This window comes from Bacillus sp. FSL K6-1366 (genome assembly GCF_037976695.1).
GTDB classification, from domain to species: domain Bacteria; phylum Bacillota; class Bacilli; order Bacillales; family Bacillaceae; genus Bacillus; species Bacillus subtilis.
Window position 1 is genome coordinate 1,614,789 of the sequence record NZ_CP150268.1, and the last position, 19,176, is coordinate 1,633,964.

Consider the following 19,176-nt stretch of genomic DNA (forward strand, 5'->3'; position numbering starts at 1 on the left):
ATTCCTTTCTGCTAAGCTTTTGAATCAAACAATTTCATTTGGCTGCTTTTCGGCAGCTCAGCTTTAATTGATTTGCTGTAATTGAAGTTATTTTCCTTAGGAACCAGCATATCGTACGAAATAGAGATGAATTGCAGCGCGTCTCTTGTCAGCTGCCTATTCATCTCATTTACCTTTTTCAGACGTCCGAGAACTTGAGAAAGAGATTCGTATAGTTGTTCCAGCTCTTCCTTTTCACTGCCTGAGGTTTTGGCGATACATGCGGAAATAGTATTATTTTCGCTATATCCGAGAAAGGCCGAAGTTGTTTTGATCCGGTCATCTTCTGTCTGCGTGATTGCTTGAATATATTTTTGCTCTTTTGTCAAAATGTTAGAAAGCTCTTTTGTTTTGCCGGCTTTGAGCGCTTCCGTCTTTTCTTCAGACAGCGTGAGCAGGTGCTCATGCAGAACGCAAAGTCGCTTCAAATGTTCAATAATTGCCTTCGCTGACATGGGCTTTCTCCTTTTTTATTGCTTTTTATAAAAATTAATCATATTTTTCGCGATATGATTTGCGTCTACTTTGTATGACCCATTTTCAATTTGCGCTTTAAGCTGCGCAATTTTTTCCTGTCGTGAACCAGTGACTGCGTCGGATGCATGTTGCATTTCTTTAGCCTGTGATGAAATTTCAATTTTATCTTGAGGCTGTGCAGCAGTTTTTTGCACCGCTTGCTTATCATAATTTTTTTGATATGGATTAACGGATTGTGTTCCAAATTGATTGATTTTCATAGGATTCCTCTCGCTTTCCGTTGCAGTCTTTAAACAATCTTAACCCTTTTATCGACTGCGTTTTCAGTTAGTTTAGGGAATCAGCTGTTTTTGGTATTATAGGCATAGTATGTGTCTTTTTTACTATTTTCTTTCTCGATTTTCAGAGCATCCTCGTGGTTCAAATGATCCATTTGATCCTTAATATCGGACTGGCAAGCCTTGCAGAACTTGCCTTCTCTAATCGATGTCCCGCACCTTTCACAAGGGTATGCCAAATTAGGAAGATGAGTGATCTGAATTCGCTTCTGCCTGATGAATTTCAATATCAGCTCTTCTTCCACACCTGTTTCCTCAGTTATCCGGCTCAAAGTTGATTGCCGGTTTTCCTGTTTTCTTAAAAATTTATAGACAGTCTCAAATGATTTTTCTTCTTCCTTAATACACGCCTGACATACAGTTTGCAGCTTTGTTTTTAAAAATAAAGCATTGCATTTCGGACAATTAGCCAGTTCTCCCATCTTTTTTCTCCTTATTAGATAATATGCCTGTGTCAATTTCTAGTGATTATATCGGCATAAAAACAGAATCATTTAGCTTCTGATCAAGGTAAAAGATGACACTGAAGCGGCTTTTCCTTTTTCTAATAAGCAGCGGGCTGCGAAGTGCAAGGTGGCGCCTGTTGTATAAAGATCGTCTATTAAAATGATATTCATACCTTCTGCTGAATTATTTTTTGTATCAAAAATGCGCTCTGACAGCAGGCGTTCTGTTTTCTTTTTCTTTGACTGTTTCTCATTATTCAGGCGAATGCGGGGATGGTGGGAAGGCCGGTCTAAACATTCTGCCAAGAGCTGTGCCTGGTTAAATCCGCGCTCTTCTTCCCGTTCCTTGCTCAGCGGAATAGGTACAAGAACAAAATGCTTATCGGGGTAAACCTTAGAAAAGGTTGAAGAAAAATCACTTTTAAATGCATTTATGATTTCTGCATCTCCTCTAAATTTAAAACGGGAGAGCGTTTCTTTCATCATATCATTATATGTGTAAACTGAACGGTTCTGACGCAATAGCAAACTGTCTCTGATCCTTGTTCTCCACACCTCGCAATCCCTGCATACGGCATGAACAGATTGAGGTCTGCCGCACAGGGGGCAGATATGTCCTGTGATTTTCTTTAATTTGCTTCTGCAAGAATAACAAACCTTTTCATCAGGCTTTAGTAAAAAAAGGGCTCTCCATGTAACATCTTGAGAAAATTGCGAATCACATAATAAACAGATCAGTTTATGAATGCCTCCTCCTGCTTCGTGTGACATAAATCGCTTGGACTCTCTGAAACTACTGCAGCAGATTCAGCCAAAATGACAAGCATTGCTGTGTTTTTTTGTTTATCTACCAGCTCAGCTTTCGTATATGCGATCTTTTTAAGATCAGTAACGTAGGATGGACTCACTTTGTTTAAAGAAAGTGCCAATACATCGTTCTGGCATACTTGGCAAGTACAGGCCATATGAAGCTGGTCCATATATCGGTCGAGCAGTTCTTTCATTACAATTTCTTTTGAATTGACAAGCATTTTTACAGCTCCTCATCATCGGTTATATGAGTATACTGTACCACGTTTTCAAATAATGGCTAGTCTGTACATTCAACTTTTGCTGCCAATTCATTCATTTCTTTTATATGCTTTCTTGCATCGAGCATACTCTTTGTTTTGCCGAAGTGAAAGAAAATGACATCGCCGTCCGCATATTCTTTATGCCGGCCGGTTCTTCCTGCAATTTGAACAAGTGCGCTTTCCGTAAAGATAGGTGATTCCGCTCCTAGTACACCCGTTTGCACCTTGGGGACTGTGACGCCTCTTTCCAGTATTGTTGTTGTGATTAATAGATCGAGCTGACCATCTCTGAATTGCTGCACTTTCTCCTTTCTATGCTTGTCTTCCGCGTGCACAGATGCGGTTCGGCAATGAACCCCTCTAAAGCACGCAGCAGCCTTTTCCAGAATAGAAACGGAAGGAACGAATAAAAAAACAGGCCTCCCTTCTTTTACATGAAACTCTATCCATCTTTTCACCGCTGGCGGAATTTTATTTCGGTTTAATTTCTTCTTCCAGTTTCCACACCATACAAAGCGCGGTTCGGGTAAAGGTTTCCGGTGGTGTCTTGCGGGGATGCGAACTGAATGTAACTGTCCGTTCAGTGCTTTTCTTTTTAATTCTTTAGGAGGTGTTGCACTTAAATAAACGAGGGTGCTGTTTTTCTTTCTTGCTTTTTGAACAGCGAATTGAAGGGTTTGATCAGCAGAATATGGAAAAGCGTCAACTTCATCAATGATCATAACATCGATTGCATCTTTATATCGCAAAAGCTGATGCGTAGTGGAAATCATAAGCGGAGATAGCCGCCCTTTGTCATCGCTTCCTCCGTAAAGCGCTGAAATTTCAGCACCCTGAAAGGCAGCCTTGAGCCTTGGAGCAAGCTCTAATACAACATCGGTGCGAGGTGTTGCAATACATACACGCAGTCCTTGATTTAACGCTGATTCTATACCAGGAAACAGCATTTCTGTTTTGCCAGCGCCGCAAACCGCCCAGATGAGGAGCTCTTCTTTTTTTGATATTGCTTCAATTAAAACATTGGCGGCTTTTTGCTGTCCGCTTGAAAGCTTGCCGTCCCATGTCAGTTTAATTGACTGCCAGTTTGGTTCATTTTCCTCTTCCCATGAATATAAAGGAACCTCCTCACTCACTCTGCCCATCATGACACAGGAACGGCAATACAGCTTATTCTTTCCAGATGAGTGATAAAAAGAATAATACCGCTGATCAGTTTGGCCGCACCTATTACATCTATATCCCCGTTTATTTATGGATATAGAATTTTCAGCAGTGATATATCCATTCTTGATATGCCATTCAATCATCTCATCGGAAAATGAGAGCTCAGTCCTGAGCAAATGACGGCTTCGAAGCGTCTGCTGCAATTCTCTAGAAAAGGAACTGTTTTTTTCAACTGGCACATTCACATAGCACGCCTCCTTTCGAGACAGTATGCCTGAATGAATATTTTCTGTCCAACAATTAAAATAAGAATATAAAAAAATCTCCGCTCTAAAAACGGAGATTTGGCCTTATTTAAAACACCAGCAAATTCCTAACGCACCTTCACCCAAATGAGTGCCGATTACCGCGCCAAAATAGCTGTTATAAAATTCAACATGAGGATATTTTGCAGAAAGCTCTTCAATGATTTTCGCTGCTTCTTCCTCTCGATTAGCGTGGATAACAGCAGCTCGCATAGGCAACCCTTTACTCGCATCTTCGTCTAAAAGCTCATAAATTCGCGAAATTGCTTTTTTACGTGTGCGAATCTTCTCAAAAGGCACAATTACCTTATTGTCAAAATGAAGGATAGGCTTTACCTTTAGAAGACTACCAATGAAGGCTTGGGCGCTGCTTAATCGCCCGCCGCGCTGAAGATGAGCTAAGTCATCTACCATAAAATAAGCTCGAACTGTTTTTTTCATTTCTTCCAGTTCTTTTATAATATCTTCCGGCGATGATGCTCCGTTTTTGATTAATTCAGCAGCTTTAAGGGCATAAAAGCCTTGAGCCAAGCAGCTGATCTCTGAGTCAAATGGATACACATCAATATTGTCGACCATCGAATCAGCCGCTGCTGCACTGCTGAATGTTCCGCTGATCCCGCTGGAAAGATGGATACTGATAACCGCATCATAAGACTTGCCAAGCTCTTCATACAACGCAACCAGCTCGCCGATTGGCGGCTGAGAAGTCGTCGGGAGCTCATTATGTTTTTTCACTTCTTCGTAAAAGCTTTTCCAGTCCAACTCAATTTCTTCACGGTAAGTCTCCTCCCTAAAAACAACCTGGAGAGGGATCATATGTATCTGATGTTGTTCACGCATTTCTTTCGGAATATATGCCGTGCTGTCTGTTACGACTGCAATATTCATAGCTTCGATACCTGCCTTATTGCTTTATAACTCTATTGTAAGGGAAACGGCAGCCTAAAAAAAGACCTGCCTAGAAAAAGGCAAGTCTCCTATTATACTATCTCATTTCTACCCAGCCATTTTTAATGGCGACCACAACGGCTTGCGTCCGGTCGTTTACATTCATTTTTTGTAAAATATTGCTGACATGGTTTTTAACGGTTTTCTCACTGATAAACAATGATTCACCAATTCCGCGGTTGCTTTTTCCGTCTGCAAGCATCTGCAGCACTTCACATTCCCGCCTAGTTAAAATATGTAATGGTCTGCGGATTTCAGGGTAAACCTCATGTTGAGGGTGTGCAGAAACTCCGCTTGTTGCAAGGCGGCGGAATTCGTTAACGAGGTTGTGAGTAACCTTCGGATGGAGGTAAGATCCGCCCTCAGCCACTACTTTAACCGCTTCAATTAATGTATCAGCATCCATCTCTTTCAGCAGATAACCTCTTGCACCTGTTTTCAGGGCATGTGTTACATAATTTTCGTCATCGTGAATTGATAGAATAATTACTTTAGATTCAGGATACAGCTCTACAAGCTGTTTTGTAGCTTCCACACCATTTACGTTTGGCATATTGATATCCATGATCACAACATCAGGATGATAGTGCTCAACAATACGAGCCGCTTCGTCCCCGTCATCACCTTCGGCTACCACTTCAAAGGTAGGTTCAAAATCCAATATCCGTTTAACACCTTCACGAAATAACTGATGGTCGTCGATAATAACAATGTTTACTTTAGTCACAAGCCACGCCTCCTTGTATTATTGTTCTATATACTCTAGCATTCGGTCAATATGCCTTTTGGCTCTATTTTACAAATCATAGTCAAAGAGATAACGGAACCTTAATCATAATAAATGTCCCAAGACCTATTTTCGAATCTATTGTCATCGTTCCTTCCAATAAATCTACTCTTTCTTTCATGCCCAGCAAGCCGAATGATTTGTTTTTCTTCTCTTTCGCTTCCTTCAGGTCGAACCCTTTACCGTTATCTTTTATCATTAAAATCACAAAATCCTTTGTGATCTCAACTTTGACTGTAATTTCTTCAGATTCAGAATGCTTTAGCGCATTAGACACAGCTTCCTGTGCGAGCCTGAAGAGCGCAACCTCAAACTGAGGCGCTAGCCTCTGATCCTCTGTTTCTCCAATGCACTGAAAATGTATTTTGACCTTCCCGTTATATTCCTCGGTTGTATATAGATATTTTCTTAAAGTTGGAATCAGGCCTAGGTCATCAAGGGCCATCGGTCTTAAATCATATATAATCCTTCTCACTTCGTAAAGGGCATTCCGAACATTTTGGCGTAGATTTTTAATTTCTTGGAATCCGTCCTCTGCGCCCCGGTCACGGAAAATCCGCTCGATTAATTCCGATCTCATCATAACATTCGCCAGCATTTGAGCGGGTCCGTCATGGATTTCTCTTGAGACTCTTTTTCGCTCTTCTTCCTGCGCCTCAATGATTCTTAAGCCGAAATCCTGTTTTGCCTGAGCATCAGCAAGAAGCAGTCCAACTTCGCGCAAATCCTGATTCAAGTAGTTGAGCACAACTGTAATTTGGCTTACTAATGATTCTGACCGCTCAATGATTTCCTGAAGCCCTAGCAATCTGCGCTCCAAATCGTCCCGCCGTTCGCGCAATTGCTTCTCACGCTGCTGGATCATCGTCAATTCTACCTGCAGCTTATGGGCTTTTTCATAAGCATTGCGGATTTCCTCTTCACTGAATCTATGAAAATTACGGCTGACCTCGGATAAACGGTTTCTCGCATGGCGAGTTTGCACTTCAAGTTTATCGCCAAGCTCAATCACTTCATACACCTGCTGTTTAATTTGTTTCAGTTCTTCGACCAGCTGTTCATACTGCTGGCGTGACTGCTCCCCGATTTGAAAAACTTCGTCCTTGCTCCCGTCAACGGTTTTCAGCATCTTCATCAAAATAGAATCCAGCACTTTGGAATCCATCTTTGTTTTATTCATAATTTCCCTCCGTCACGGCGTTGTCATATATTTTTATTATAAATGTAATTGATCTGCAAATTATGTCGAATTATAATGAAAGAATGCGTATATTCTAGAAAAAAACATTTTTATATACTCTCTACTCTTTATGATACCAAAATACGCACAAAAATTCTAAAGACTGTACGAATTTGTATAGGCAGTCTTTTATGCTTAGCAGGAGGGTCAGCTAGCATGCTGCACAGCTATTTTACTGTGAAAGAAGCAGGAGAACACGAGATTGTTATAGAAAAATCGCGTTTTATCTGTCATTTAAGCCGTGTTTCTACCGAACAAGAGGCACAGGAATTTATACAGAAAATAAAGAAACAGCACTGGAATGCGACTCATAATTGCTCGGCTTATGTTATTGGCGAGAATGATCATATCCAAAAAGCCAATGATGACGGGGAACCAAGCGGTACAGCGGGAGTGCCGATGCTCGAGGTTTTAAAAAAACGCAGACTGAAGGATACTTGCGCCGTCGTTACACGCTACTTCGGAGGCATTAAGCTTGGTGCTGGCGGATTAATTCGCGCTTATGGGAAATCAGTGTCTGAAGGATTAAATCATATAGGTGTTGTAGAACGGAAGCTTATGCGAATCATGCATACTTCTGCAGATTACACATGGCTTGGCAAGATTGAAAATGAATTAAGGGAGTCACAATTTCTGTTAAAGGAAATCCATTATTCAGAAAATGTTGAATTCGAAACATACGTCGAAGAAAAAGAAACAAACGCTTTTTCTGAATGGATGACAGAACTGACAAATGGAAAGAGTGATATTAAAGAGGGAGAGTTGACGTATCTTGAAAAAGCCGTCAATCACATAAAGGAGACTGAATAATGGCTGAACGCGTTAGAGTGCGTGTGCGAAAAAAGAAAAAGAGCAAACGCAGGAAAATTTTAAAAAGAATTATGTTATTGTTCGCCCTTGCACTATTGGTAGTTGTAGGGCTTGGCGGGTATAAACTTTATAAAACCATTAACGCTGCGGATGAATCGTACGATGCCCTATCCCGCGGGAATAAATCAAATCTTCGCAACGAAGTTGTCGACATGAAGAAAAAACCGTTTTCTATTTTATTTATGGGAATAGAGGATTACGCGACTAAAGGACAAAAAGGGAGATCAGACTCTCTTATTGTTGTTACCCTGGATCCCAAAAATAAAACCATGAAAATGCTGAGCATTCCGCGTGACACACGTGTGCAATTAGCTGGTGACACAACGGGAAGCAAGACGAAGATCAATGCCGCTTACAGCAAAGGCGGTAAAGATGAGACAGTTGAAACTGTTGAAAACTTCTTGCAAATCCCGATTGATAAATATGTCACAGTTGATTTTGACGGATTTAAAGATGTGATTAATGAAGTCGGCGGTATTGATGTAGACGTGCCTTTCGATTTCGATGAAAAAAGTGATGTAGACGAAAGCAAACGGATTTACTTCAAAAAAGGCGAGATGCATTTGAACGGCGAAGAAGCCTTAGCATATGCCCGGATGAGAAAACAGGATAAACGCGGAGACTTTGGCCGTAATGACAGACAAAAACAAATCTTAAACGCGCTGATTGACCGCATGTCAAGTGCAAGCAACATTGCTAAAATTGATAAAATCGCTGAAAAAGCCAGCGAAAACGTTGAAACCAATATTCGCATTACTGAAGGTTTAGCGCTTCAGCAGATTTACAGCGGCTTTACCAGCAAAAAAATCGACACATTGAGCATTACAGGTTCTGATTTGTATTTAGGGCCTAACAACACATATTACTTTGAACCTGATGCTACAAATCTCGAGAAAGTCAGAAAAACGCTTCAAGAGCATTTAGATTATACTCCTGATACAAGCACTGGCATTTCCGGTACCGGAAATGCCACAGACGGGACTGACAGCTCAAGCAGTTCTGGCAGCACTGGCACAACAACTGACGGGACGACGAGCGGAAACAGCTATTCGAATGACAGCAGCACAAGCTCAAACAACAGTACAACGAATTCAACAACTGATTCATCCTATTAAAAAATGCCCGGTCCTTTTAAAGGATCGGGCATTTTTGCGCAGAAAAAAACTCCGGAACATAAGCCGGAGTTTTTAATTCCTTTTCACCAGCCGTTTATAAAACTTTGTAAACGGCTTAAATTTTTCATTCACGAGTCCTGTCACTTCTGCTATGATTTGCATAAAAATAATTAAAATGAAGATAATAAACAAAGAAAGCCAAATTGTGGCACTTTTAAGTACAATCGCACTGATACTGAAAATAAATCCAATTAAATAAATAACTAAGACCGACATCCGATGTGAAAGGCCAAAGGCCATCAGTCTATGGTGAATATGCGACTTATCCGGCGCTGAAATCGGCTGTTTGTTTAATATTCTTCTGATGATAGCAAATGTTGTATCAAAAATCGGTACGCCTAATATAATAATCGGGATAACGATACTGAACAATGTGACACTTTTATACAGGCCTAATAATGAAAGAATCGAAATACTATACCCTAAAAAAAGTGATCCTGTATCTCCCATAAAGATTTTTGCCGGATGGAAGTTGTAAAACAAAAACCCCAGCGTGCTGGCAATAACGACTAATGAGAGTGACAGAATGAGCACTTTTCCGCCGGATAGCGCCATGACAGCAATCGTTGACAGGCCGATAACAGAAAGACCGGCAGCAAGGCCATCCAATCCATCAATCAGGTTAATTGCGTTCGTGATGCCGACAATCCATAATACCGTCAGCGGATAAGCCATCCATCCTAACTCAAATCGTTCTGTTAAAAAAGGTACTGAGAAAAAGTCCATTTTTAAGCCAGTGCTTACAATCATAATGGCTACACCTAATTGAATCAAAAACTTAACTTTTGCACTTAATTGATATTTATCGTCAAGAATACCTAACACAATAATGATGAATGCTCCGACTGTAATTGCCGTCATCCTTGTTTCTGTGTAAATACCGGATGCAAGCACGCCTGCAACCACCCCGATAAATATGGCCAGCCCGCCCATGCGGGGCATGATTTTGTCATGTACTTTTCGATTGCTGGGCTGGTCAACTGCACCTATTTTAATCGCAATCCTTTTTACGATTGGGGTTATGATTAAAACTGTCAGCAGCGAGACAATAAACGCAACAACAATGCGAATCATGCGTTCGTCAAGCATAAAGAAGTCTCCTTTGGAATTAAATGAAGTCTTTATTTATATAGAGAACCGTTCCTTCCATTATACCTTCTCCTTAGTTATTATAACAAGCTTCATCAAAAAGAAACACGTATAATCAAAAAACGCGCATCCCAATTTATAGGACTACGCATGTTTTTGAATCCCTGTATATTTCATAATTTGTCTAAATAAGCAATTCCAATCTTGTGTCCGGGCGATGTTTCGGCGCATTTCTTTATAGGTCTCGTCTCCGTTTTGACCGAGAACTTTTTCACAAGCGGCTATAAAATCAATCGGATGATCGCCCTCTACATATTCGTATACATACGGCTTTTGCATTTTTGAGGTTGACGGAAGATTAGTGCCTACAACAGGTTTTCCTGCCGCTAAAAATTCAAATAGTTTCAGCGGAAACACAGCTTGATTATACGGTGATTGTTTATATGGCATAATGCCAATGTCGATAAGCTCCATATAATGAGGCACTTCTTTTGGATCTGCCGGACCGGTCCATATGACATTGGGAAGCCTCAGCAGCTCTTGAAACGAAACATCACCATTGGTGGCATCCGGGCCAACCAATAAAAATGTCCAATCAGGCTTTTGCAGGGCGGCTTCTTCAATCATTTTAAAATCGAGCTTCGGTTTAATTCCGCCGATAAAACCTAACACTGTTCCTTCTCTCCCCTGCAGTATACTGCGATCGGGAGCTTGTTTATTTGCAGAAAACAGCTCATACTCCACACCGTTTTCCACTGTATGAACCTTTTCTCGTCCTGCAGTCAGTTTTTTGTCTACTTCCTTGTGAAGATAATCTGATGAACAGGTTATTGAATCTGCTCGTTGTATAATTCTCAGCTCTGCCGATTTAATGACTTTTCGCCGGAATTCAGACAGCAGATTTGATCGGCCGCTGATCGGCGCCGCCCATAAGTCACTGCAGTCATAAATGACCTGATCCCAAGGATACAGCGAAGACAGCAGCGGGAATCCGGGAAACGTGTACCATAAACAGCAACGTTCACCGTTTGCAGAAGCAGGTGTAAGCTCATCGAGTAATGGGGAGAGCTTATGTCTGTAAAAGACATCTGTATATCGTCCGAAACGAAACATTTTTTTCTGCAGCAGGTCTTTGACAGCGAATTGCCTGATGCCAGAATGGACTTCCTGAAACTCTTTCCCTTGGGCACGCGGAGCCGGACATACCCAAATAACTTCCTTCGTTTCCTCCTGAGCAGCTAAAAATTCTGCCAGCCGGTGCCTTCTGTATCTCAATTGGTCTTTTCCCCATTCAGCAGTGGCAACGATGACATGAATGATTGCTTCTTTTGTTTCCACCTTCATCACCTTTTCTCTCTGTTTGCGGCTATAATCTTTTTTTCACCGCGTTTTTTGCATATTGAACAAAACACCATGTTGCTTTCATAAAATGAAGCCGTTCGATCTCCCTGTAGACAAACCACGTTTTTTTCGCAGCCTTCCATTTGTTGCTGGAAATTGAGTTATTGACAAGCCGATATTCAGCCAGGCATTCATTCATTCCATAGGCAGTAAATCCTTTTTTTAAAAGAGACAGCCATGTGGCTAAGTCCTGTCTCGTTCTGATATTCGGCATTTGGATCTGTCCCGTTTGCTCCCTGTCAATCATCACCGTCAAGCAGCCGATAATTGTATTTTTCAGGGCGTCATCGTACGTCAGGCTTTCCGGCGCATGAATAAATTTATCGAGTGGGGTCCCGTCCTGCGCCATTAAGCTGTAGCCCGTGAAAGAAAACGCACAGGAGCGCTCCATCATAAACTCAAGCTGCTTTTCCAGTTTGTCTTTTTTCCATTTGTCATCACTGTCCAAAAATGCTACGTAGCGCCCTTGAGCGCGTTCCAACGCTTTGTTGCGAGCAACCGCAGCTCCAGAGTTCTCTTCCAGATACACCACATGAATTCTTTCGTCTATTTTTTCATACTGCTGTAAAATGTCGCGGGTCCCATCCGTTGAGCAATCATCCACGATAATCATTTCCCAATGAGGATGGCTCTGATCTAATACCGAATGAACCGTGTCTTCAATATAGTCACGCGCATTATAGGAAGGTGTAATGACAGATACGAGAGGTTTCCAATTGGTCATGATCACATCTCCATCGTATGATTTTAAAAGGATTCTCTGAAAAATTCAGGAATGACAACGAACATAAAGGCAATCGTAAGGCCAATCATAACGCCGAGAACTGCTTTCTTTTTCGGAGACATTCCGCCGCCTGCTGTCTCACTTACGGTTTCGGAATCAGTAACACTTGCCGCTTTCAGGTTAAGCTGTGTGTTTTTGAGCTCATACAAAAATCTCTCTTTATCCACTTTGGAATCCTCGCTCACCGACTCGCCTTCAAGCGCGTCTATGCTGCTGCGGATGACGGCTTCTCTTTCTGCATACAGCTTTTGATCGTTTTTGAGGAAGGTGGAGGAAATGGCTTTTAAGACAGATTCCGTTTTATCCTTATCCTCGTCGCTATAGCTTAAAGTCAGTAACGATTTGGATTCCGTTTTGATGGTAAGCTTCTCTTTGATCTCTGCTACATCTTCATCCTTTTCATCAGGAAGCGCCTCCTTCAAAAAGGAGTCGCTCTTTAATAGAAGCGGAATCTCTTCTGTGCTGTTATAAACCGGATGATCATAGCTCCCCACAGCCAAAGTATCTTCAGCTGTATAGCTCTTTTGATCAGCGATCTGTGACGGCAGGATATACCCCGCCGCACCTAATATAATTGGCACCGCTATGATCCAAATGATATTTTTTTTTATGCGACGGGCTATTCTTATCAATATATCGTTCATATAAGTCTCCCTGCTTTTTGTAGTCTGTTTATCTGTACATCGGCTCAGGCATTTGTCTGGATCGCCTTAACACATTCACGGCGGCGATGACGAGCGCCATAAACACCCAATGGAAAAATAAATTTGAAACAGAGCTTGGGCTGATACTTGATACCAGGAAACTGACCATAGCGGTAATAAGTCCTTCTGTGATCAGTTTTGACTGATTTTCTAATTTTCTTTCATAAAACTTGTAAAGCACCCATATGAGGTAGGCATAAACGGACAGATATCCCAGCATGATGAACAAGCCAAAATTAGCAAGAATTTCAACAAGCCAGTTATGCACCTCTGCCACATTGTCAGTATCATATACAGCATAATGCTCAAGATAATAGGATACATTTCCTGCTCCGACTCCGAATCCGTATGAATCAAGGAAAAAATGCCAAGCGTTTTTCAGCAGATTTGCCCGAGCCACATTTGATGGAAGCCTGTCATGAAATGAATGCAGCGTCTGCGGGGCCAGAAACAGCTCCCAAAACTTTGAATAGATTTTGCTGGCGAAAAGAACTGCGAAAAGAGCAATTCCCGCCGCCGACAGCCATATAGCCATTTTCTTTAAAACAGGCGGCAATACAATGAAGATGTAGACAGCAATACCTGCAAAAATCCCCAGAAGGCTGGCTCTTGAACCAGTGGCAAAAATTAAATACAACGCACAGAGCGAGAGCACAAGGCCAATTGCCTTGATGTATCCATTCTTAATGTTTTTCATCATCGTGATGTAAAAAAAGAAGCTGATGGATAAAAAGGTCGCAAAGTCATTTTGATTAAAAAAGACCGATGTCGGATAATGCTGCTTATACTCCGGTCCGCTGTACAATGTGGAACTCGCAAGATGATGGTGGGTGATATGATTGTAAAAACCAATGATCATCAGAAATACCGTCATCACCAGCCAAATGGCATAAACAATCATCAGCCGCTCCATTTTTTGCACGTACATGACAATAAGATAAATGAAGAAGATTCCCATTGCCAATAAGGCTAAATACTTGAGGCCAACTGTTACCGACTTGGCCCACAGCAGAGAAACAAGGCCATATATAAACCAAAAGGCGAAAAAGAGCAATATCCCTTTTACTTGCAGCCCATGCCATCTTTCAATATGGGTTCGATTCCGAACCATGCCGAAAATATGAAGGCAACCCGCTGCAATGAGCAGAAGCCGGTAAAGGAACAAACTGAAAAATCCAAGATGAATAGCGAAAAATGCATTATTTAAAAAAGTGCAGGCGATCAAAATATAGATTACAGCCATAAAGAGCCGTTCTTTTGTTGTAAATGCGGTTGCAAGCGTCAGTAAAAACATGCCAATTGCCAACACCGCAAGCACAACAGCCATCTGCATGAAACCTATATCTTTATGGATGGCTCCCAGCAATAGGACGACTCCAAATATAGCAGCGGCCAGTAACGCTAGCGTATGGACCGCTGATCGTTTGATACTCACATGTTTAACCCCTTTCCTGATGTTTCAGGAGCCGGCGGCCGAGCCTAGCAGCCGGCAGCTTCAACCAAGTAACACTTTTTCTTTTTATAAATTGACGCTTCCCAAGTCTTTAGCCAATTCTTCAAGCGGCAAGCCCGGAAAATACTTGTCAGAGGGTTCCGTTCCCCGAACAGCGGGACGGCCGATAGAGTGATAAATGTATCCAGCTGCCTGCATCTCTTCAAGTGAAAATAAATTTCTGCCGTCGATGATGACTGGCTGTTTTAAGAGGTTTTTTACTTTTACAAGCTCCATTTCTTTTACTTCCGGCCAATCCGTTAAAATCAGGCATGCATCAGTGTCTTCAATCGCAGCATACACATCTGTGTAATACTCGACCTGTTCGCCAAGGATCGCTGAAGCTTCAGGAATAGCAATCGGATCGTATGCTTTTACATGGGCGCCCAGCTGCTGCAGCATTGGGATAATATCAAGCGCTGGAGCGGATCTCACATCGTTCGTATTCGGTTTGAAGGCTAATCCCAGGACTGAAATGGTTCTCCCTTTGACGCTTCCCATAACAGTCAAAAGTTTATCTACAATATGAACACGCTGCTTTTCGTTCGTTTCAATGACAGCTTCGATGAGCTTGAATGGATAGCCTGCCGATTTTGCGATTTGAAGCAGCGCGGTTGTATCCTTTGGAAAACATGAACCGCCGAATCCAATACCCGCTTTAAGGAACTTTCTGCCGATACGGCTGTCAAGACCAACACCATCAGCAACTTTTGAAACGTCTGCGCCGACTCGCTCACAAATGTTTGCGATATCGTTGATAAAGGAAATCTTTGTCGCCAGAAATGCATTCGCGGCGTATTTAATCATTTCTGCACTTTCTAGGTTTGTTTTAATGACAGGAGCATGGAATGGCTGATGAAGTTCCTCAATGATGGCAGCGGCTTTATGACTTGTTGAACCAATCACGGCACGCTCCATATTCATCGTGTCATGAATCGCTGACCCTTCCCGAAGGAATTCAGGGTTAGATACAACATCAAATGAGTATCTCCCCTTTGAGGCTTTTTGAACGATAGATTGCACCAGTTTCCCTGTTCCAACCGGGACTGTGCTTTTATTTACGATCACTTTGTAGCCGTTAAGATGCTCACCGATTGTTTTCGCTGCCGCTTTGACGTACGTTAAATCAGCTTCACCTGTTTTGGACATAGGCGTTCCGACTGCAATATAAATAATATCTGAGGCCCGAATGGCGGACGGGATATCGTTCGTAAAGGTCAGGCGCTGATCCAGCACATTTTTTTCAACTAAGTCTGCAAGCCCTGGTTCATAGATTGGGATTACCCCATTTTTCAGACTTCTGATTTTTGATTCATCGATATCACAGCAAACAACTTTATTGCCGATCTCCGCAAAGCAAGTGCCTGATACGAGTCCTACATAACCTGTTCCAATGACAGCTATTTTTTTCACAGCGCTCATCCCTCTCCTGTAAAATGATCTTCCTATTTATATTGGTCGCAGTTTCTTACGATTAAACGGACGTTTTCGTGACCGTCTGATACTGATGATGCAAGGCCTTGGCGTTTTTTCCTGCGTCAAATTGAGCCTGCACGGTTTCATACAAGTCATCTGCTACTTCCGGCTTCCATATTTGCTCATGTTCGTACCGAGTGATCGCTTCTGCCAAGGCTTGAGCGGATTTCGGTTTAATCAGCAGATGTTGGTGCTTTCCGAATAAAGACGACACTCCGCCAACATCCGTACAAATAACAGGAACCCTTAGCGCCAGGGCCTCAATCACAACAGTCGGCATCCCCTCACTGTAAGAAGGAAGCACGAATAGATCTGCCGCAAGTAAATAGTCTCTTACCTGATGATTCGGGACTTGGCCTGTGACAATATGCCCCTTCTGTGTCAGCATCGATTTTGCGGGACCATCCCCGACAAAGACTGCCTTAGGAGAGTCCTGCAGCGATTCGATCGCTTCAGACAGTTCAAAAATGCCTTTCTCTCTGACCAGCCGGCCGACATAGACAGCCAGACGCTGATCGAGCGGGAGTCCGAGTCTTTTTCTGATTTCCTCTTTCGTCTCCTCATTCTCCTGAAAACGGCTGAGCTGTATGCCGATTGGCAAAACCGAGCTGTCAAAGCCCGAAAGCTTTTTGGCTTCTTCCTGAAGCTTGTGGCTGACTGCTAAAACAACTGATGCAGAACCTACGGCACGCTTGAAGGCTTTAAACGCTCCTTTGCTGTAATGCGGATAGACATTCACATCACTGCCATGCAAGGTCAGGACATAAGGAATTTGCGCGGACTCTGACACGACTGCCGCAGCCCCGCCCGATGGCATGGCAAAATGCGCATGGATCAGATCCGGATATAGGTCACATTGTTTCATGGTTTTTAAAACGGCTGATGCGATTCTCCGATGAGGCTGCGCCCACTTCAGCTGTCCGGGAACTGCCCGATAGAAAGGCCGGTAAACCGGTATTCCCTTTCTAATCTCATACTCCGGTCTGGCATCCTTTTTTCGATATGTCTTTTTCAGCATGCGGACAGGCGCTGAATGAAAAGGCCGTGGGCATATCACAGTGATATCAAGCCCGAGTTTTTGCAGCTCTTGCACCTGTGTCTCATGAAACACACCCTCACCGGGTTTCATACTGCTCGGATATACGCTTGTGATCCACAAAATCTTCATGACAAACGTCCTTTTCTTAGTAGTTTGCTTTTCGTTTGAGGGTACGCTTTTACCAAAAGAAAGAGATAGCACAGCGCCCCGGCCGCAACTGAAATGGCCAGCCGCATTTCTGCCTGCATACTGAAGTGTTCGGTACTGAGGCTTACACCAAACGCGATGATGCCCATCGCCGCAGTAATCAGAAATGGCTTCATAATCGACTGGAAATAAGCTGAAAGGTTAAGCTTGATGACATATGCCAAAAGCCAGCGCCCGATCAGGAAATTAACAACGCTGATAATGGCATACACCCATGCGACTGTCAGCAGGCTTCCCGTCTGTACAGCTGCAAACAGTGATAATCCGTACAGCAGCAGCACGCCGGAATCCCAATAAAACGCTAAGTCAGCTCTTCCTTTAGCCAGCAACACAGATCCATTTGGATTCATAAGCACTCTTAGTATTCCGACAATCGCCAGAACATTTAGGATCGGAACAGCAGCAAGCCACTTTTCTCCGAAAACCGCTGTGATAAAGGCGTCTGACACAGACACGAGCCCGATTAACAGCGGAAACGAAACAAGCGCCAGCATTTTTGTCATATTCAGAAAGCCTTCTCTGATCGCGCTGTTTTCATATTTGTTTTTTGCGAAAACAGGGAATGCCACCCGTGTGACAATCGGATTGATCTTCAAAACCGGAATAGTGACAATCTGATAAGCGAGGTTATAAATCCCCAATGCTTCAGCACCAATAAACCGGCCGATCAAAATCATGTCGATATTTGCTCCCAGCCTGTTCACAAGACGGGATGAAAGCTGAAAGGCTCCAAAAGAAAAGAAATCCTTCATGCCTCTCAAATCAAAAACAAAAGCAGGATGCCACTTTTTTCGGTATACAGCCCAATATAAAATCCCTTTACTGGACTGCAGCAGGACTTGAGAAATCACGTACGCCAAAATCGCATCCATCATAAAAACCGCTATCGCTAAATATCCGAATGACAATACATTTGAAAAAATCTCTATTTTGCTTAACGTATTAAAATGCAGTTGCTTTTGCAGCATATACTGATATTGCTGTCCAATTGGCGCGATCAAAAACATAATCGCCAGAATCCGAACCAGAAACACCAGCTCTTCTCTTTGATAAAATCCCGCAATGACAGGACTGCTCACATATAAAAGAACAAACAGCAAAACGCCCGTCATAATGTTAAGCCAATACAATGTTGACAGCTGGCGCTCCGTCGCGTCGTCTCTCTGAATTAATGCTGCGCCAAAACCCATATCGAGCACAATCTGGGCGAAAACTGTAACCGTTGTGATCATGCCGACAAGCCCAAATTCTGTTAAGGTCATCATATTTCCAAGCAGGGCAAACTGAACAATTTGTATGATTGTAATACACATGGTTGAAATACTTGTCCACTTTGCACCGCTCATGATTTGTTTTGTAATACTTGGCATCATATTCCCTACTTCTTTTTAAGCTCAGATTGATGGTGAATAATGGCATTCCGTTTTATCTTGCACCATCACCCGTCCAAACTACTTTACAAGTTTTTAACATAATTTTTAATTCTAAAGTGAAAGTCAGATTGCGAATGTAATATAAATCAAATATCAGCTTTTCCTTCGGCGTCATATCGTAACCGCCGTTCACCTGAGCCCAGCCGCTCAATCCTGGTTTAACAGCCAGACGCTGTGTAAAGCCTGGAATCTCATTCTGGAATTTTTCCGTAAATACGGGCCGTTCCGGACGAGGGCCAATCATACTCATATCGCCTTTCAGCACATTAAACAGCTGAGGAAGCTCGTCAATTCTCGTTCTTCTGATAAAAGCTCCGATCCTTGTCACCCGCGGATCTTGCTTCTGTGCCCAAACCGCCCCAGACTTCTCGGCATCTATTTTCATGGAACGAAGCTTATAAAGCTTAAATGGCTTCCCGCCTTTCCCTACGCGTTCCTGCGTATAAATGGCAGGCCCCGGCGTCTCCAAACAAATCAAAATTGAAAATACCGCAATCATTGGCAGCGCAATCGCCAACCCAATGAGCGCAAACCAAATATCCATTACGCGCTTTATTGCCAAATAACGAGCCGTCTTTTCAGATAATGTAAAAGAATGTATTTGCTGAACTGAGAATTCACGACTCACATTCATGCTTTTCTCTGCACTCACTGACACACACCTCACGATTTGTTTGGGATGTTAT

General features: G+C 42.6%; 20 protein-coding genes. 2 read left to right on the plus strand and 18 right to left on the minus strand.

The annotated features are described in order from the left end of the window. Positions 1–11 precede the first annotated feature (11 nt). The 9 genes from flgN to degS form a co-directional block, all read right to left on the minus strand. The gene (flgN, locus tag MHI44_RS08515) at positions 12–494 is read right to left on the minus strand and encodes a flagellar protein FlgN (RefSeq protein WP_014478127.1); all 483 of its coding nucleotides are present in this window, start codon (positions 492–494) and stop codon (positions 12–14) included. A 15-nt stretch (positions 495–509) separates the two neighbouring features. Then, positions 510–776 (minus strand): flagellar biosynthesis anti-sigma factor FlgM, encoded by a 267-nt coding sequence (gene flgM, locus MHI44_RS08520; protein WP_014478128.1) that lies wholly within the window; start codon positions 774–776, stop codon positions 510–512. An 80-nt stretch (positions 777–856) separates the two neighbouring features. Continuing rightward, on the minus strand, positions 857–1,276 hold the full coding sequence (locus MHI44_RS08525) for a TIGR03826 family flagellar region protein (protein WP_003227995.1): 420 nt from the start codon (positions 1,274–1,276) through the stop codon (positions 857–859). A gap of 72 nt (positions 1,277–1,348) precedes the next feature. After that, positions 1,349–2,071: a comF operon protein ComFC gene (gene comFC / locus MHI44_RS08530; protein ID WP_339203321.1), complete on the minus strand. Its 723-nt coding sequence runs from the start codon at positions 2,069–2,071 to the stop codon at positions 1,349–1,351. Next, entirely contained in the window at positions 2,035–2,331 is a 297-nt protein-coding gene (gene comFB, locus MHI44_RS08535) for a late competence protein ComFB (RefSeq protein ID WP_014478130.1), read from the minus strand. Before comFB ends, comFC begins: the two co-directional genes overlap by 37 nt. Positions 2,332–2,390: 59 nt before the next feature. Beyond that, positions 2,391–3,782, minus strand: a complete 1,392-nt coding sequence (gene comFA / locus MHI44_RS08540) for an ATP-dependent helicase ComFA (protein WP_070547860.1) — start codon at positions 3,780–3,782, stop codon at positions 2,391–2,393. Positions 3,783–3,887: 105 nt separating this feature from the next. After that, positions 3,888–4,733, minus strand: coding sequence for a DegV family protein (locus MHI44_RS08545; RefSeq protein ID WP_003244125.1), 846 nt, complete (start codon positions 4,731–4,733; stop codon positions 3,888–3,890). Between the two features lie 97 nt (positions 4,734–4,830). Beyond that, positions 4,831–5,520 carry a two-component system response regulator DegU gene (degU, locus tag MHI44_RS08550; RefSeq protein WP_003219701.1) on the minus strand — a complete coding sequence of 230 codons (690 nt, stop codon included), beginning with the start codon at positions 5,518–5,520 and terminating at the stop codon, positions 4,831–4,833. Between the two features lie 82 nt (positions 5,521–5,602). Next, positions 5,603–6,760, minus strand: coding sequence for a two-component sensor histidine kinase DegS (gene degS, locus MHI44_RS08555; RefSeq protein WP_003227983.1), 1,158 nt, complete (start codon positions 6,758–6,760; stop codon positions 5,603–5,605). Positions 6,761–6,976: 216 nt separating this feature from the next. Between degS and MHI44_RS08560 the strand changes: the two genes are divergently transcribed. Continuing rightward, positions 6,977–7,630, plus strand: coding sequence for a YigZ family protein (locus MHI44_RS08560; RefSeq protein WP_003227979.1), 654 nt, complete (start codon positions 6,977–6,979; stop codon positions 7,628–7,630). Continuing rightward, on the plus strand, positions 7,630–8,805 hold the full coding sequence (gene tagV / locus MHI44_RS08565) for a polyisoprenyl-teichoic acid--peptidoglycan teichoic acid transferase TagV (RefSeq protein ID WP_015714802.1): 1,176 nt from the start codon (positions 7,630–7,632) through the stop codon (positions 8,803–8,805). Before MHI44_RS08560 ends, tagV begins: the two co-directional genes overlap by 1 nt. A gap of 72 nt (positions 8,806–8,877) precedes the next feature. Here the strand turns inward: tagV and MHI44_RS08570 are convergent, their stop codons facing one another. The 9 genes from MHI44_RS08570 to MHI44_RS08610 form a co-directional block, all read right to left on the minus strand. Further along, positions 8,878–9,954, minus strand: a complete 1,077-nt coding sequence (locus tag MHI44_RS08570; RefSeq protein WP_003227975.1) for an MraY family glycosyltransferase — start codon at positions 9,952–9,954, stop codon at positions 8,878–8,880. Between the two features lie 144 nt (positions 9,955–10,098). Next, positions 10,099–11,292 (minus strand): glycosyltransferase family 1 protein, encoded by a 1,194-nt coding sequence (locus tag MHI44_RS08575; protein ID WP_080479645.1) that lies wholly within the window; start codon positions 11,290–11,292, stop codon positions 10,099–10,101. A 28-nt stretch (positions 11,293–11,320) separates the two neighbouring features. After that, a complete protein-coding gene (locus MHI44_RS08580; RefSeq protein WP_003242619.1) occupies positions 11,321–12,079 on the minus strand; it encodes a glycosyltransferase family 2 protein in 759 nt (252 codons plus the stop codon). Between the two features lie 23 nt (positions 12,080–12,102). Further along, the gene (locus MHI44_RS08585; protein WP_015714805.1) at positions 12,103–12,783 is read right to left on the minus strand and encodes a Wzz/FepE/Etk N-terminal domain-containing protein; all 681 of its coding nucleotides are present in this window, start codon (positions 12,781–12,783) and stop codon (positions 12,103–12,105) included. A gap of 28 nt (positions 12,784–12,811) precedes the next feature. Then, positions 12,812–14,278, minus strand: coding sequence for a teichuronic acid biosynthesis protein TuaE (tuaE, locus tag MHI44_RS08590; protein WP_101172233.1), 1,467 nt, complete (start codon positions 14,276–14,278; stop codon positions 12,812–12,814). A gap of 84 nt (positions 14,279–14,362) precedes the next feature. After that, positions 14,363–15,748 carry a UDP-glucose 6-dehydrogenase TuaD gene (gene tuaD, locus MHI44_RS08595; protein ID WP_074794403.1) on the minus strand — a complete coding sequence of 462 codons (1,386 nt, stop codon included), beginning with the start codon at positions 15,746–15,748 and terminating at the stop codon, positions 14,363–14,365. Between the two features lie 61 nt (positions 15,749–15,809). Next, the gene (locus MHI44_RS08600; RefSeq protein ID WP_038427949.1) at positions 15,810–16,979 is read right to left on the minus strand and encodes a glycosyltransferase family 4 protein; all 1,170 of its coding nucleotides are present in this window, start codon (positions 16,977–16,979) and stop codon (positions 15,810–15,812) included. Continuing rightward, on the minus strand, positions 16,976–18,427 hold the full coding sequence (locus MHI44_RS08605) for an MOP flippase family protein (RefSeq protein ID WP_339203531.1): 1,452 nt from the start codon (positions 18,425–18,427) through the stop codon (positions 16,976–16,978). Before MHI44_RS08605 ends, MHI44_RS08600 begins: the two co-directional genes overlap by 4 nt. Positions 18,428–18,482: 55 nt before the next feature. Continuing rightward, positions 18,483–19,142, minus strand: a complete 660-nt coding sequence (locus MHI44_RS08610) for a sugar transferase (protein WP_003242561.1) — start codon at positions 19,140–19,142, stop codon at positions 18,483–18,485. Positions 19,143–19,176 lie beyond the last annotated feature (34 nt).